Source organism: Shigella sp. FC1661 (assembly GCF_001712525.1).
In the GTDB taxonomy this organism is placed as follows: domain Bacteria; phylum Pseudomonadota; class Gammaproteobacteria; order Enterobacterales; family Enterobacteriaceae; genus Escherichia; species Escherichia coli.
In genome coordinates this window covers 1-15129 of the sequence record NZ_MDGW01000606.1, presented here as the reverse complement: position 1 = coordinate 15129, position 15129 = coordinate 1, and the positions used below count along the sequence as shown (strand labels likewise).

The window sequence follows — 15129 nt, the reverse complement described above, 5'->3', positions numbered from 1 at the left end:
ACTGGCCGATAAACCGGGTCGGCGAACTGCTCCCCTGGCGCGTAGCACTGCCGACTGAATAACACATCCCCGTCAATACGGTTCTTGCTGCACGCTTACGACGCTGTCCGCGGGCATCAATAAAAACGTCAAACGAGTAGCTGTTGTCTTCCGTTTTCAGGACGGTGCGCGACTCATTAATTTCCATTTCGTAGTCTTCACCGAGGGCGAGAATATGAATGATCCCCGCTTCACGTAAGGCCAGCAGCCGACGAATAGACTCTGAAGGGATTGCCGCATAATTATCGATAAAAACCCGGGCAAGGCCTTTACTGAACCGTTTATGGTCGTGTTCATTCAGATGTGGAACAATTTCCTGTACGGCTTCATGCAGGCGCAGAATGACATAACGCCAGGGAACAGTATGTTTTTCTCGTTTATTGCGTTCGACTTCCTGGAGATTTTTTTCTGCCCAGTCAAATGGGTCGCGTTGTTTGCGCTCGGCAAACCAGGCTTGAGCAAAGGAATCGACATTCAGGCTCTCTAAGGCTATGCGTTGGCTCCAGTCTGGATCAGCAAACTTGATTTCCTCTACTATCAATTAAATACCCGATCCAAAAGGCCCTCTTCACCTTTTTGAATCTCAGCATTTAATGCCTGATCGGTGACGATGTGTAAGGGCTCGTAGGGAATAGGGCAATAGAAATCGGCTTCGGGTAAAATACCCGTGCGCGACATCAACGTAATATTTAGCTTTTCACTTGCGTTATCGCGGTTAAAAACGACGTGTTGTTTATCATCTTCAATGAACGAACCATGCTGAATAGCCACTGCCATTGCCGCATCCAGTCCGCTCAAGGATGTTCCCATAATACCCACGTTACACGCATCGACCTTTGCTTCCATCAGGCCTGACCACGGACTGGGAAAATACGTTCTGGTTGCTTCTTCTTCATCAGGCCAGACGTGACCCGTGGCAATCACCGCTAAATCAAACGTCTCGCTGGGTAAATCCTGATTTGTAGCGAGCATGACGCCAGCATTTGTAATTTGCAGATCGGTAACCTGGCATGATTCATAAACAGCCACTGCAAATTTTTGCTGTCGTGCCTGGTCTACTAATCGTAAAAATTGATCGCGGAAATATTCGCCCAGCAGAATTCGCGGTAAAAACTGACGATCGTGCAAGGTTTCTTTTTTAACGCCATAACGCTGGAGATGGCTGGCTTCTTGCTTTTGTAGCCATTCGAGATACGTACAATTAATCGGCGGTATTTCAATACTGGCAATATTTGCCAGCATCATTTTTGAGTTTTCCTCATCACTGTATGGCATCCCGACACCGGCCTCGTCAGCCTGCTCGAAGATAGAAATAGAAAGTGGAGTTTATTGCTGTAGAAGCGAGAATAAGGTGTAGATCCCCGTAGGCCCGGCACCCACAATAGCAATTTTTTTCATTGTTACTTACCTGTACGCATTCTTTCGAATTTAGTGTTATCAGATAAGTTTGGTTGAGATTTTTAGAATTTGAGAAATTTCAGACAGGGATGAAAAGGGCGCTAACCGCCCTTGATTAAATTCTGTCAGGCGAGTTTTGCCTGATTGATTTGACTCAGTGGCTCATTGACATCGAAAACTTTGGCGACAACTTCCTCAACGCCGAGATTTTTAAGTCGGGCAGTATGTTTTTCCAGATAGGCAAGGGCGCTTTTTTCATCAGTAAAAAGATAGATCCCACCGGCTTCGTGGTTCTTTTCACTTTCTGTCCATACCTTCCACAGAAAACCAGGTTCCTGATTAATCGACTCAGCAAGCGGTTTAAGCTGCTCAGCCATTGCGTCGCCAAATGGGCCATTAAAAGCAAAATGAAGTTGTAACAAAGTTGCCATAGCGATTCTCCTTCTGATAACGCATACGAAGACAGTGTAAATCTTTTAACGTATTGGATACAGAGAAGAAACAGAGGGAAAAAGGAGAAGACCAGATTAAGAAAATCTGGTGCGTCCGAGTGGACTCGAACCACCGACCCCCACCATGTCAAGGTGGTGCTCTAACCAACTGAGCTACGTACGCAGGATGGTGCGTTCAATTGGACTCGAACCAACGACCCCCACCATGTCAAGGTGGTGCTCTAACCAACTGAGCTATGAACGCAACGTTGTAGGTGACAACGGGGACGAATATTAGCGGCAGAGTGGGAAGGTGGCAAGAGGCAAAACGTAATTTTCTGCGCTATTTCGACCGTTTGCAGAGCTTTTAAGCAAATTGGCTATATTTTGTTGATTTGCAAGGGCGATTTTTATTCAGGATCGCATTTACATCTGATACAACCCAATAATTCGTGTATCAGAGTTTAAACAGAGTTGTTTGCCACCATCTCAAATCTGTCGTGGATAAATCCTCCGTAGCCTTTACACTTAGGTAGCAATAAAGGCACACAGATGCAGCAAAGGAATAAATCATGGGATCTGATGCGAAAAACTTGATGAGCGACGGGAATGTGCAAATTGTTAAGACCGGCGAGGTCATTGGCGCGACGCAACTTACTGAAGGCGAGTTGATTGTTGAAGCTGGCGGAAGAGCCGAAAATACCGTGGTCACGGGGGCTGGCTGGTTGAAAGTGGCAACCGGTGGGATCGCCAAATGCACACAGTACGGTAACAATGGCACGCTATCGGTCAGCGACGGTGCCATTGCCACAGATATTGTTCAGTCCGAGGGAGGCGCAATTAGTCTCTCTACGCTCGCTACGGTTAATGGCCGCCATCCCGAAGGTGAATTCAGCGTTGATCAGGGTTATGCCTGCGGTTTGTTGCTGGAAAATGGCGGTAACCTGCGTGTACTGGAAGGACATCGCGCGGAAAAAATCATTCTCGATCAAGAGGGCGGCCTGTTGGTTAATGGGACAACCTCAGCGGTCGTGGTAGATGAAGGTGGTGAATTGTTGGTGTATCCAGGTGGGGAAGCCAGCAATTGTGAGATTAATCAGGGCGGCGTTTTTATGCTGGCCGGGAAAGCCAGTGATACGTTGCTTGCTGGTGGCACCATGAATAATCTCGGTGGTGAAGACTCTGACACTATTGTTGAGAATGGATCCATTTATCGTCTGGGGACGGATGGCCTTCAGCTCTACAGTTCCGGTAAGACGCAAAACCTGTCCGTGAATGTGGGTGGTCGGGCTGAAGTGCATGCCGGTACGCTGGAAAATGCGGTAATACAAGGTGGAACAGTGATCCTGTTGTCACCCACCAGCGCGGACGAAAATTTTGTCGTAGAGGAAGATCGCGCACCGGTTGAACTGACCGGGAGTGTTGCATTACTGGACGGCGCTTCAATGATTATTGGCTATGGCGCAGATCTGCAACAATCAACGATTACTGTACAGCAGGGCGGTGTGTTGATTCTCGACGGCAGTACGGTAAAAGGTGACGGTGTCACTTTTATTGTTGGTAACATCAATCTGAATGGCGGAAAACTGTGGCTGATCACTGGTGCGGCAACGCATGTGCAACTGAAAGTGAAACGCCTGCGCGGAGAGGGAGCGATTTGCCTGCAAACCAGTGCGAAAGAAATCTCACCTGACTTCATCAATGTGAAAGGGGAAGTTACCGGTGATATACACGTTGAGATAACAGATGCCAGTCGGCAAACTCTGTGCAACGCTCTGAAATTACAGCCAGACGAAGACGGGATTGGCGCAACGCTCCAGCCTGCGTAAAAACACAGGCGCAACCCGTGAAGGTTGCGCCTTGTCTTTATTAGCGGGATGCTCGTTGCAGAATGATAACTGACGGCAGACGTTGCAGGAACCGCATACGCAACATCATCATAATGGCTGCCGATGTCAGGCCGATAATAAAGCCTATCCAGAAGCCTGCTGGCCCCATAGGTTCAACGACCAGATCGGTCAGTGCCAGAATATAGCCGCTTGGCAAGCCCAGCACCCAGTAAGCTGTAAAGGTGATATAGAAAATGGAACGCGTATCTTTATAACCACGCAAAATCCCACTGCCAATCACCTGGATTGAGTCAGAAATCTGATATACCGCCGCCAGCAACATCAAATGCGCAGCCAGCGTTACAACCTCGGGATTGTCGTTGTACAACAGGGCGATTTGCTCCCGGAGTGAAACCGTGAAAATGGCCGTCAGGGTTGCCATACAGACACCCACCATAAGCCCGGTCCGCGCAGCGTTTGCGCATCCAGCGTTGAGCCCTGACCCAGACGATAACCTACGCGGATAGTTACCGCTGCCGCCAGCGACATTGGAAGCACAAACATCAGTGAACTAAAGTTCAGGGCAATCTGGTGTCCTGCGACATCAACAATACCGAGCGGAGACACTAACAGAGCCACGACGGCAAACAGTGTCACTTCAAAGAATAGTGCCAGCGCAATCGGTAAACCGAGTTGAATCAGTCGTTTCATAACCGCAGGATCGGGTTTCGCGGTGCCTTTTTCGTTACGAATATCGCGCATGGAGCGGGCGCGTTTAATGTAAGAAACCATGGCAAGGAACATGACCCAATACACCGCCGCAGTAGCCACGCCACAACCAACGCCACCGAGCTCAGGCATACCGAAATGACCATAAATAAAGATATAGTTCACCGGAATGTTCACCAGCAGGCCGATAAAGCCCATTACCATACCCGGCTTGGTTTTTGCCAGACCTTCACATTGGTTACGGGCAACCTGGAAGAACAGATAGCCCGGCGCGCCCCACAACAACGCACGCAGATAACCCACGGCTTTGTCCGCCAGAGCCGGATCGATGTTTTCCATGGAGCGGATAATGTAACCTGCATTCCACAGCACCAGCATAATGAGAACGGAAACAAAACCTGCCAGCCAGAAACCTTGTCGCACCTGATGCGCAATGCGCTCACGTCGACCGGAACCATTTAATTGCGCGATAACCGGCGTTAATGCCAGCAGCAGTCCGTGACCAAAGAGGATCGCCGGAAGCCAGATAGAAGTACCGATAGCGACCGCCGCCATGTCGGTGGCACTATAGCCGCCCGCCATCACGGTATCGACAAAACCCATCGCAGTTTGGGCGATTTGCGCGAGAATCACCGGGATTGCTAATGCTAATAACAGACGCGCTTCACTGATATACTTCTGCACGTGAACACCTTTTATTTGTAGTTATATGAGAGACTAAAAAGCCGCCTGAATGGGCAGCAAAAAGAAGAAGCAGGGGAAATTCAGTCTATTGTAGCGAGGATTTATTAATTCTCCAGTGAAAAAATAGTCATTCTTACCCCTTCACTGGTAAGGGCGTTTGCCACCTGCTATTGTGCTGAACAGAATGTCTTAACTGATTTCAGGAGTTGTAAGTATGTTTACGGGGATTGTACAGGGCACCGCAAAACTGGTGTCGATTGACGAGAAACCAAATTTTCGTACGCATGTGGTGGAGTTACCCGACCACATGCTGGACGGCCTGGAAACCGGTGCTTCCGTGGCGCATAACGGTTGCTGCCTGACCGTGACGGAAATTAACGGCAACCATGTCAGTTTTGACCTGATGAAAGAAACGTTACGCATTACCAATCTTGGCGATTTAAAAGTGGGGGATTGGGTAAACGTTGAGCGTGCGGCGAAATTCAGTGATGAAATTGGCGGACACTTAATGTCAGGTCATATTATGACCACCGCTGAAGTGGCGAAAATATTAACCTCGGAAAATAATCGCCAGATCTGGTTTAAAGTCCAGGATAGTCAGTTGATGAAATATATCCTGTACAAAGGATTTATTGGCATCGACGGTATTAGCCTGACCGTCGGCGAAGTCACGCCAACGCGTTTTTGCGTCCATTTAATTCCGGAAACTCTGGAACGCACGACTCTTGGGAAGAAAAAACTCGGCGCACGCGTCAACATTGAAATTGATCCACAAACTCAGGCAGTGGTAGATACGGTAGAACGTGTGCTGGCGGCACGAGAAAATGCCATGAATCAACCAGGTACAGAAGCCTGATCTGAAATCGCCCCCGGAGAGGGGGCGATAGAATAGCCTTTAGCGAGCGACTCGAAGGCCGTTTTCAACACCGCGTGAGAACACGACCTGCCAGAGCTGAATATCACGGGCGCGGAAAGCACCTGCGCAGGCATTCAGATAATAGGTAAACATCCGTTTAAAGCGTTCACTGTAGTTATCCGCAATTTCTGGCCATGCGGCGAGGAATCGTTCATACCACGCCATCAACGTAGTATCGTAATCAGCACCGAAGTTATGCCAGTCTTCCATCACAAAGTGGGGTTCGCTGGACTGAGCAATCTGGCGTACAGAGGGCAGGCAACCGTTCGGAAAAATATATTTATTAATCCAGGGATCAACATTCAGATCGGTTTTTTTCGAACCGATAGTATGGAGCAGGAATATGCCTTCCGGTTTCAAATTACGATCCACCACCGCAAAATAGGTATCGTAATTTTTCGGTCCGACGTGCTCGAACATCCCCACAGAAACAATACGATCAAACTGGTCGTTCAGGTCACGATAATCTTGCAGCAAAATGGTGACATCCAGGCCTTCACAGCGTTCCTGAGCCATTTTTTGCTGTTCGGCAGAAATGGTGACGCCCACCATGCTTACGTCATAATTAGATGCCATGTAGTGTGCCAGTCCGCCCCAGCCGCAGCCAATATCCAGTACGCGCATCCCTGGTTTTAACTGCAATTTTTCACAAATCATTTTGAGCTTCGCCTGCTGGGCAGATTCCAGATTATCGGCATCTTTCCAGTAAGCGCAGGAATATTGCATGAAGGGATCAAGCATGCGGCTGAACAAGTCATTACCCAAATCGTAATGCTCTTTGCCGACTATCCAGGCACGTTTTTTACTCTGCAGATTGAAGAGACGAGCGCCGGCAATACGCAGCGTGTCTTTGAAATGATGGGGGAGTTGGTTCTCGAGACCTGCGCGTAAGACTTTGCTAAAAAACATATCCAGTCGGTCACATTCCCACCAGCCATCCATATAACTTTCGCCTAACCCCAAAGAGCCTTCTTGCAGAACGCGTTTAAAAAAATCGGGGTTTTTCACACGAATATCCGCCGGGGCAGAACCGTTAATGGCTATACCGGCACGGCTAAGTAATTCGTTGGCGATACGGTACCAGTTGTCATCCGGTACGCTGACTTCTTCTATACACGATGAACTCATAGTTTCTCCATCACTGGTCGGTGATCAGAACCTTAAAACAGCGTAGACGCTTTTTGGGCTTTGTGAGAAATCTCGCAGAAAAAACCGCGAGTCTATAATCCGACGTAGAACAGAGGGAAAGGAGGAACCCTTGCCGAAATGACCATCCATAGTGAGTCGGGAACGATCCTGTCCCCGTAAAAACATAATATTTATCGTAGCTTTAACAACTCGAAATTAGTATAGGCCGCTAATTTCAATCATACAACAAAATTTTGTTAGCAGCCTAAGTATAAGTATATCGATATAGATCAGTGTGATTCGCTATGAGCGACTTCGGCATTGCCATGATTCTGGCAGCCAGCTTCTTCACAACGTTGCATCATGTAACCCAGCGCGACCAGCACTACTGTTGATAACATCACGCTGGTGGTGGTGAGCAATGGCGTGCTGATACTAATAAGCCAGGAAACTACCAGACTTGCGAGGAAGCACAGACCCAGTTGTAGAGTGTTCTGCAACGCTGCGGCGCGACCAGTTGCGTGTGGGAAGGGACGCAGCGCCTGGGCGACAACAATAGGGTAGATCGCGCCATTGGCAATCGCCATCACACAGAATGGGATCAGGATTTCGACCAGCGACACATGGCTAATGAAGCCCGCAGTCCAGGTCGCAATGACGCTGACAGCAAACAGCACCAGCAACCACGGTAATAACTGCTTGCCTTGCCATTTCTGCAGCGCGGCGCGACAGCCATAACCACCAATCAGAAACGCGATAGTTTGCGGGACATAACTTAAACCAATAACTGCCGGGCTGTAGCCCATTTCACTAAGGATGAACGGTGAACCGGTCAGCCATGCAAAAAAACTGGCTGAACAGGCCGCGTATATCAGCACGTTGCCGCGATAGGTTTTAGAACGTAGCAGGTCGGTAAAGGTCAGACCATCCTGACTATTGTTACCGGCCTTCGTCGTGGGTTTGAGCCAGAAAATAGGCAGAATCAGCACCACGGTAATGGCAAACAGGGTGGCGAAAATCGCCTGCCAGGAAAAATGGACCAGCAGCCAGCTTCCTAACAGAGGAGCCAGGGCCGGAGATAGACCCACCAGCGGCATGATGGTCGCAAAAATTCGGTTAACTTTCTGTGAAGGATAATAATCCGTCACTAACGCTTGCCAGATAACCGCCGCGGCGCAGACACCCACAGCCTGTACAAAACGCAATACCAGCAGCGTAGCGGCGTTTTCTACCCACAGCATCCCCAGACTACCTAACGCAAAAATTGTCAGGCCGATTAATAACACCGGTTTACGACCATAACGGTCGGAGAGTGGCCCCCACAGAAGCTGGGCTGCGGCAAAACCGGCAAGGAACAGACTAAGGCTGGCACTGACAGCAGACGCAGGCGTTTGCAGGTCGGCCTGTATGGCGGCGAAAGCAGGCAGATACATATCGGTTGCCAGAAAACCGAGTACGCTCAAACCCGCCAGCCAGACTAAAAATCTTTTCCCAGGTTGCATGTATATTCTCTAAATCTCTCAATTAAACACCGCCGCAAAGTGTAGGGAGTGAAATTAGTGTTGTGAAACGGTAATATTTGATGACTGATTTCAAAAATTTTGCAGGCAGACTATGTGGTCAGAATATTCACTCGAAGTTGTTGATGCGGTAGCGCGTAATGGTAGTTTTAGCGCTGCGGCACAGGAGCTGCATCGCGTTCCTTCTGCGGTCAGCTATACCGTGCGTCAGCTGGAAGAGTGGCTGGCGGTGCCGCTCTTTGAACGACGGCACCGTGATGTGGAGCTGACCGCTGCTGGAGCGTGGTTTCTCAAAGAAGGGCGCTCTGTTGTCAAAAAAATGCAGATCACCCGCCAGCAATGTCAGCAGATAGCGAACGGCTGGCGCGGTCAGTTAGCTATCGCAGTGGATAATATTGTCAGGCCAGAACGTACACGGCAGATGATCGTTGATTTTTATCGCCATTTTGATGATGTCGAACTTCTTGTCTTTCAGGAAGTGTTCAACGGTGTCTGGGATGCGCTTTCCGACGGGCGCGTGGAACTGGCGATTGGCGCAACACGCGCGATTCCGGTAGGCGGTCGTTATGCCTTCCGGGATATGGGGATGCTAAGCTGGAGTTGCGTTGTTGCCAGCCACCACCCGCTGGCGTTGATGGATGGCCCATTCAGCGATGATACGTTGCGCAACTGGCCGTCGTTGGTGCGCGAAGACACCTCGCGAACGCTACCTAAACGTATTACCTGGTTGCTGGATAACCAAAAAAGAGTTGTCGTGCCTGACTGGGAATCATCGGCAACCTGTATCTCGGCAGGATTATGCATAGGGATGGTGCCAACACATTTCGCCAAACCGTGGCTTAATGAGGGGAAGTGGGTAGCACTTGAATTGGAAAACCCCTTCCCGGATTCGGCATGTTGTCTGACATGGCAGCAAAATGATATGTCGCCTGCGTTAACCTGGCTGCTTGAGTATCTCGGCGATAGTGAGACGCTGAATAAGGAGTGGCTGCGGGAGCCGGAAGAGACTCCCGCAACGGGTGATTAACGACGATAGTCGCGGAACGGGCCGTCAGCCACGGAGCGGCGTTCAATCAAGCGCGGATGCACTTCAATGGACTGCGGTTCTTCACGTTTGTTGACGATACGATCCAACAGCATGTTGAACGCTGTTTCACCCAGCGAATCTTTTGGCTGGTGGATCGTGGTCAGCGCCGGCGTAAAATAGCGGGCGTTGCGCACGTTATCATAACCGATCAGCGAAACATCCTGCGGGACGCGCAGACCCATTTCATCAGCAGCACAAAGTGCGCCCATTGCCATGATATCGCCACCACAGAAGACGGCAGTAGGGCGATGCGGCTGCGACAGTATTTGCTGCATGGCGCGATAACCAGATTCGGGTTCAAAGTCACCCTGAACAATCCAGCTTTCCGGCACCTTGATCATCGCTTCTTCCATCGCCTTCATAAAACCGGCAAGGCGGCCTGCGCCGGTGTTACGTTCCAGCGGGCCGGGGATGACGCCGATTTCGCGGTGACCGCGTTCAATCAGATAACGCCCGGCCATGTAGCCGCCTTCGAACGCGTTATCAATGACCGCATCGGTGAAGTCAGCTTTTGCTTCACCCCAGTCCATCACCACCATTGGGATATGGCGATACTCTTCCAGCATCGCCAGCAACGGCTCTGGGTACTCAGAACACATCACCAGCAGACCATCGACGCGTTTTTGCGCCATCATCGACAGATAAGCCCGCTGTTTCTCAAGATTGTTCCACGCATTACCCAGAATCAGGGTGTAACCTTTCTGGAAGCAATTTTTTTCAACCGCTTCAATGATCTCGGCAAAATAGGCCGCTTCGCTGCTGGTCGCCAGCAAACCGATAGACTTGGTGTGGTTAACCTTCAGGCTACGCGCCACCGCGCTAGGGGAGTAGTGTAATTCTTTAATCGCTGCCCACACGGCGTTGCGCGTTTCTTCAGCGACGAAACGTGTTTTGTTGATTACGTGTGACACAGTTGTAGTGGAAACGTTTGCTCGTTTCGCTACATCTTTTATTGTTGCCATTCCATTTCACTCCAGACCCTAACTTCAGCTCCTGCAAAATCGCAAGGTAAACGTTTGCCTTTACACACCTTACGCACAACAAAAGTGTTGCGGTACGCCGGAAAAACGACACGGAGCGTCAGGAAGGGGTCAATGGCCAGTACGCAAATAGTGTAAGCGTGGAATTTTGGCCGATCTTGACGAAAAGGGGAAGTGGTAAAAACACTTATCATTATAAATGACGGGAGATTTTTTCATCACAGTGTGTAAAAATGCGTAATATCACTATTTGTGTGGTAATAAAAAAGGAGAAAACTTGATGAGCACCGACCTTAAATTTTCACTGGTAACAACGATTATCGTCCTCGGTTTGATCGTGGCCGTGGGTTTGACTGCCGCGCTGCACTGATTTCCTCTCGAGGGAGCGCGTTCTCCCTCGCATCTCCTTCCTGTTTGTTAGCAAAATGGCAAAAGTGTTTTCTCTTTTTGTTATTTTCATTTTTTTGTGATTGCTGTCATGCTTTCGCCACTTTAATGAATATCGCGTAATGACGCGAAGAGGTGGAAATAAGGCATGAAAATTAACTATCCGTTGCTGGCGCTGGCGATTGGCGCGTTTGGTATCGGGACAACGGAGTTCTCGCCAATGGGCTTGTTGCCCGTCATTGCGCGCGGTGTGGATGTCTCGATTCCCGCTGCCGGAATGTTAATCAGTGCCTATGCAGTTGGCGTAATGGTTGGCGCGCCGCTGATGACGCTTCTACTTTCTCATCGTGCCCGCCGCAGTGCGTTGATTTTCCTGATGGCAATTTTCACGCTCGGCAACGTACTTTCCGCCATCGCGCCGGATTATATGACCCTGATGCTTTCACGCATTTTGACCAGCCTGAATCACGGAGCATTTTTTGGTTTGGGTTCAGTCGTGGCCGCAAGCGTGGAGCCAAAACATAAACAGGCCAGCGCAGTTGCCACTATGTTTATGGGGTTAACCCTGGCAAATATCGGTGGCGTGCCGGCGGCGACCTGGTTGGGTGAAACCATCGGCTGGCGGATGTCATTTCTGGCAACGGCGGGGCTGGGAGTGATTTCAATGGTAAGTCTGTTCTTCTCATTACCTAAAGGTGGTGCAGGGGCACGACCTGAAGTGAAAAAAGAGCTGGCGGTATTAATGCGTCCGCAGGTGCTGTCTGCATTGCTGACGACGGTACTGGGAGCTGGTGCAATGTTTACTCTCTACACCTATATCTATCCGGTACTGCAAAGTATTACCCACGCAACACCGGTGTTCGTCACGGCAATGCTGGTGCTGATTGGTGTCGGATTCTCTATCGGTAACTATCCCGGCGGCAAACTGGCAGATCGTTCAGTTAACGGCACGTTGAAAGGCTTTTTGTTGTTGTTGATGGTGATTATGCTGGCAATCCCGTTCCTGGCCCGCAATGAGTTCGGCGCAGCTATTAGCATGGTGGTGTGGGGCGCAGCAACCTTTGCGGTCGTACCGCCGTTACAGATGCGCGTGATGCGTGTCGCCAGTGAAGCGCCAGGTCTGTCTTCATCAGTCAATATTGGTGCCTTTAATCTTGGAAATGCGCTGGGAGCAGCTGCTGGTGGTGCGGTAATTTCCGCTGGGCTGGGATACAGCTTTGTGCCGGTGATGGGAGCGATTGTCGCGGGACTGGCATTATTGCTGGTGTTTATGTCAGCCAGAAAACAACCTGAAACAGTTTGCGTTGCTAACAGCTAATTAAACAAAAACGCAGAAGGATAACCTTCTGCGTTACAGTTGCTGACAACGTGCGATTTATCTTGCCGAATGCGCTGTTAACGCCTCATCCGCGTTGGCATGGTAAACGAAGCGCATCAGGCAATGCTGCATTTGCCATCAGTTATTATGCAGCGAGATTTTTCGCTACGAATTCCCAGTTCACCAGCGCCCAGAAGTGCTCCAGATAGCCAGGACGTGCATTGCGATAGTCGATGTAATAAGCGTGTTCCCAGACATCAACGGTCAGCAGCGGAGTCGCATCGGTGGTCAGCGGAGTACCCGCGTTAGAGGTTGAAACGATAGCCAGTTTGCCATCGCTGTTTTTCACCAGCCAGGTCCAGCCAGAACCAAAGTTTTTGATCGCTGCATCAGTAAACTGCGCTTTGAAATCGGCAAAGCTGCCAAAAGATGCGGCGATAGCTTCAGCGACTTTTCCAGTCGGTTCGCCACCGGCGTTCGGTGCCAGGCAGTTCCAGTAGAAAGTATGGTTCCAGACCTGAGCTGCGTTGTTGAATACGCCACCTTCAGAGCTGCGAATAATCTCTTCCAGTGATTTACCTTCAAACGCGGTACCTTTAATCAGGTTGTTCAGGTTAGTGACATAAGTCTGATGATGCTTGCCGTAGTGATACTCGATAGTTTCCGCAGAAATGTGCGGTGCCAGAGCATCTTTAGCATATGGTAGTGCAGGTAATTCGAATGACATTGCTACTCTCCTTTATTATTAATTTGCATACGTACAATAGCCTTATTGTGCGTATGGATAGGGTAGCAAATTAAAAGGTGAGACAAAAGATGAACTTACCCTGTTGCCGTAACAACAGGGTAAAGTTTTAGCGAAGTGTTTTTGGGGTCATTACCCGACGAGCGCCAACATAGTGGCGCTGCCAGTAGTCTTCACTGAGAGAAGTGATTTGAATTTCCTGACCTGTGCGCGGTGACTGAATAAATTTGCCGTTGCCGACATACACGCCGACATGATCGGCTGTGCCGCGTCCCTGAGTACGGAAAAAGACCAGGTCGCCGTTTTTCAGTTCACTACGTTCGATTGGCGCTGCATCACGCAGGTGATACATTTCATTCGCCGTACGCGGAATACGAATTTTCACCAAATCTTTATAAGCGTAATAAACCAGGCCGCTGCAATCAAAACCGGTACGCGGTGAGCTGCCACCCCAACGATATGGCTTACCAATTTGCTGCATCAGTTTATTCATTGCCACTTTCGTAGCTTTTTGCACCTTCGCTTTGTGCGCGTCGGCAAGAGTTCCTGACGCGGCATTTTTGACTTTCACACAATGCGATTTATAGCCCTTACGTTTGGTACACTTTTCGGTAAAGCTGGCTGAGGCCGTTTTATTGACGGCGTGTTTGCTGCGAGTTTTGGCGTTTTTAGAAGCGGTAATGGAAGATTTTTTAACGGAAGAAGCGGTTTTGCTTTTGGTCGTACTTTTACTGGCGGCTTTTTTCGCTGTTTTCTGGGTCTTTTTGGTGGTTGCCGTGCTTTTCTTTTTATCTGCTTTTTTGGTGATATGAGTGGTAGCAGAACTCTCCCTGGCTTGCTTTGAAGCATGGGCCATAGGCGTTAAAGGCAGGGTGGTAAAAAGTAAAGCACAGAGCGTGATCGAAATACGGTTTATCCGCGCCACTGAGCGTCCCTCTGTTAAGGCAGGTCTATCATGCCTGCGTCTGATTTACAAAACTTGATGATTCTAATGCATAGAAGAAGAGAAAGTTAATAGCTTTTATTGTTAAAAAATACGTTTCGTTGGCGAGCGCAAAAAAATGCAGCAGTGAAAGCTAAAAATGGTTATAAATACGCCAGTTTGCCGGCATCAGAGAAGAAACGAATATTTGAAATGCAACAAATAGAGCAAAGGGATAAAATAGCAAAAGCGTGATGAAAATGTTATTTTCCGATGCCGCACTGACCCGCTACAATGTCAGATTACTGCCGTAAAGAAGTTTGAGGAAGCAAGACAATGAGCACCACTATCGAAAAAATCCAACGCCAGATTGCTGAAAACCCGATCCTGCTGTACATGAAAGGTTCACCGAAACTGCCGAGCTGCGGTTTCTCTGCCCAGGCAGTCCAGGCGCTTGCCGCATGTGGCGAACGTTTTGCCTATGTTGATATTCTGCAGAATCCGGACATTCGTGCGGAACTGCCGAAATATGCTAACTGGCCGACCTTCCCGCAACTGTGGGTTGACGGCGAGCTGGTCGGCGGTTGTGATATCGTGATCGAAATGTATCAGCGTGGCGAACTGCAGCAGCTGATCAAAGAAACTGCCGCTAAATACAAGTCTGAAGAGCCGGACGCGGAATAATCCGTCCTGCAATACTGACGGATGCGAACGGGCATCCGTCAGTCCTTTCTCTATCCCCAATCCAGCCCTTGTGGCGAACTTGAAAATCCCGCCTCACGCAGCAGCGTAAACATCGGCGTTTGCCGGACCGGTAGATCATTCACTTCTGTTAGCGTAAAGCGCAGCCGTGGTTCGCGACGCAGTGCGGTAGTCAGCGCGTGGAAAACCTCTGGGGCGAGTAATTCCTCTTTTTGTAAGGCAGTATGACTTTCCGTGAGACAGATGCTGGCCAACGTGGGATATTTAACGCGGGTTAACATCGTTGTCAGAGCCGCATGGGTGAGCTGTTGCTA

12 protein-coding genes, 2 tRNA genes and 3 pseudogenes are annotated in these 15129 nt (G+C 49.5%); 6 read left to right on the top strand and 11 right to left on the bottom strand.

Annotation, left to right across the window (positions count from 1 at the left end):
• Positions 1-100: 100 nt before the first annotated feature.
• The 4 genes and pseudogenes from BFF42_RS26190 to BFF42_RS26175 form a co-directional block, all read right to left on the bottom strand.
• Positions 101-1437, bottom strand: a pseudogene (locus tag BFF42_RS26190) (FAD-NAD(P)-binding protein); the annotation flags it as partial.
• 125 nt (positions 1438-1562) lie between these two features.
• A complete protein-coding gene (locus BFF42_RS26185) occupies positions 1563-1868 on the bottom strand; it encodes a monooxygenase (protein ID WP_000212657.1) in 306 nt (101 codons plus the stop codon).
• 107 nt (positions 1869-1975) lie between these two features.
• Positions 1976-2052: transfer RNA gene (locus tag BFF42_RS26180), tRNA-Val, on the bottom strand.
• 4 nt (positions 2053-2056) lie between these two features.
• Positions 2057-2133, bottom strand: a tRNA-Val gene (locus tag BFF42_RS26175).
• Between the two features lie 307 nt (positions 2134-2440).
• On the opposite strand from BFF42_RS26175, the gene BFF42_RS26170 reads away from it, so the two are divergent.
• Complete coding sequence (locus BFF42_RS26170) at positions 2441-3697, top strand: AIDA repeat-containing protein (RefSeq protein ID WP_000534291.1); 1257 nt, start codon at positions 2441-2443, stop codon at positions 3695-3697.
• A 40-nt stretch (positions 3698-3737) separates the two neighbouring features.
• Here BFF42_RS26170 and mdtK read toward each other — a convergent pair.
• Positions 3738-5110, bottom strand: a pseudogene (gene mdtK / locus BFF42_RS26165) (multidrug efflux MATE transporter MdtK).
• A gap of 214 nt (positions 5111-5324) precedes the next feature.
• Between mdtK and ribE the strand changes: the two are divergent.
• Positions 5325-5966 carry a riboflavin synthase gene (gene ribE / locus BFF42_RS26160; protein WP_000493947.1) on the top strand — a complete coding sequence of 214 codons (642 nt, stop codon included), beginning with the start codon at positions 5325-5327 and terminating at the stop codon, positions 5964-5966.
• Positions 5967-6005: 39 nt separating this feature from the next.
• Here ribE and cfa read toward each other — a convergent pair whose 3' ends face one another.
• On the bottom strand, positions 6006-7154 hold the full coding sequence (gene cfa / locus BFF42_RS26155) for a cyclopropane fatty acyl phospholipid synthase (RefSeq protein ID WP_000098888.1): 1149 nt from the start codon (positions 7152-7154) through the stop codon (positions 6006-6008).
• A 290-nt stretch (positions 7155-7444) separates the two neighbouring features.
• On the bottom strand, positions 7445-8656 hold the full coding sequence (gene punC / locus BFF42_RS26150) for a purine nucleoside transporter PunC (protein WP_001182351.1): 1212 nt from the start codon (positions 8654-8656) through the stop codon (positions 7445-7447).
• Positions 8657-8768: 112 nt separating this feature from the next.
• Between punC and punR the strand changes: the two genes are divergently transcribed.
• Positions 8769-9701, top strand: a complete 933-nt coding sequence (gene punR, locus BFF42_RS26145; RefSeq protein WP_000269501.1) for a DNA-binding transcriptional activator PunR — start codon at positions 8769-8771, stop codon at positions 9699-9701.
• Here punR and purR read toward each other — a convergent pair.
• The gene (purR, locus tag BFF42_RS26140) at positions 9698-10723 is read right to left on the bottom strand and encodes an HTH-type transcriptional repressor PurR (protein ID WP_000190982.1); all 1026 of its coding nucleotides are present in this window, start codon (positions 10721-10723) and stop codon (positions 9698-9700) included. The genes punR and purR overlap by 4 nt on opposite strands.
• Before the next feature lie 298 nt (positions 10724-11021).
• Between purR and cydH the strand changes: the two genes are divergently transcribed.
• Positions 11022-11111, top strand: coding sequence for a cytochrome bd-I accessory subunit CydH (cydH, locus tag BFF42_RS26135; protein ID WP_000102278.1), 90 nt, complete (start codon positions 11022-11024; stop codon positions 11109-11111).
• A gap of 165 nt (positions 11112-11276) precedes the next feature.
• Positions 11277-12446 (top strand): MFS transporter, encoded by a 1170-nt coding sequence (locus tag BFF42_RS26130; RefSeq protein ID WP_000701025.1) that lies wholly within the window; start codon positions 11277-11279, stop codon positions 12444-12446.
• Positions 12447-12591: 145 nt separating this feature from the next.
• Here BFF42_RS26130 and sodB read toward each other — a convergent pair whose 3' ends face one another.
• Positions 12592-13173, bottom strand: a complete 582-nt coding sequence (gene sodB, locus BFF42_RS26125) for a superoxide dismutase [Fe] (RefSeq protein WP_000007283.1) — start codon at positions 13171-13173, stop codon at positions 12592-12594.
• A gap of 127 nt (positions 13174-13300) precedes the next feature.
• The gene (gene mepH, locus BFF42_RS26120) at positions 13301-14116 is read right to left on the bottom strand and encodes a peptidoglycan DD-endopeptidase MepH (protein ID WP_000101193.1); all 816 of its coding nucleotides are present in this window, start codon (positions 14114-14116) and stop codon (positions 13301-13303) included.
• A gap of 333 nt (positions 14117-14449) precedes the next feature.
• On the opposite strand from mepH, the gene grxD reads away from it, so the two are divergent.
• On the top strand, positions 14450-14797 hold the full coding sequence (gene grxD / locus BFF42_RS26115; RefSeq protein ID WP_000108172.1) for a monothiol glutaredoxin 4: 348 nt from the start codon (positions 14450-14452) through the stop codon (positions 14795-14797).
• Positions 14798-14847: 50 nt separating this feature from the next.
• On the opposite strand, the pseudogene BFF42_RS28070 reads toward grxD, so the two are convergent.
• Positions 14848-15030: pseudogene (locus BFF42_RS28070) on the bottom strand (ATP-dependent helicase); the annotation flags it as partial.
• Between the last annotated feature and the right edge of the window lie 99 nt (positions 15031-15129).

Excerpts from the sequence above, each read along its gene's own strand:
- BFF42_RS26185 (WP_000212657.1), bottom strand. The coding sequence starts at position 1,868 with ATGGCAACTTTGTTACAACTTCATTTTGCTTTTAATGGCCCATTTGGC.
- BFF42_RS26170 (WP_000534291.1), top strand. The coding sequence starts at position 2,441 with ATGGGATCTGATGCGAAAAACTTGATGAGCGACGGGAATGTGCAAATT.
- ribE (WP_000493947.1), top strand. The coding sequence starts at position 5,325 with ATGTTTACGGGGATTGTACAGGGCACCGCAAAACTGGTGTCGATTGAC.
- cfa (WP_000098888.1), bottom strand. The coding sequence starts at position 7,154 with ATGAGTTCATCGTGTATAGAAGAAGTCAGCGTACCGGATGACAACTGG.
- punC (WP_001182351.1), bottom strand. The coding sequence starts at position 8,656 with ATGCAACCTGGGAAAAGATTTTTAGTCTGGCTGGCGGGTTTGAGCGTA.
- punR (WP_000269501.1), top strand. The coding sequence starts at position 8,769 with ATGTGGTCAGAATATTCACTCGAAGTTGTTGATGCGGTAGCGCGTAAT.
- purR (WP_000190982.1), bottom strand. The coding sequence starts at position 10,723 with ATGGCAACAATAAAAGATGTAGCGAAACGAGCAAACGTTTCCACTACA.
- cydH (WP_000102278.1), top strand. The coding sequence starts at position 11,022 with ATGAGCACCGACCTTAAATTTTCACTGGTAACAACGATTATCGTCCTC.
- BFF42_RS26130 (WP_000701025.1), top strand. The coding sequence starts at position 11,277 with ATGAAAATTAACTATCCGTTGCTGGCGCTGGCGATTGGCGCGTTTGGT.
- sodB (WP_000007283.1), bottom strand. The coding sequence starts at position 13,173 with ATGTCATTCGAATTACCTGCACTACCATATGCTAAAGATGCTCTGGCA.
- grxD (WP_000108172.1), top strand. The coding sequence starts at position 14,450 with ATGAGCACCACTATCGAAAAAATCCAACGCCAGATTGCTGAAAACCCG.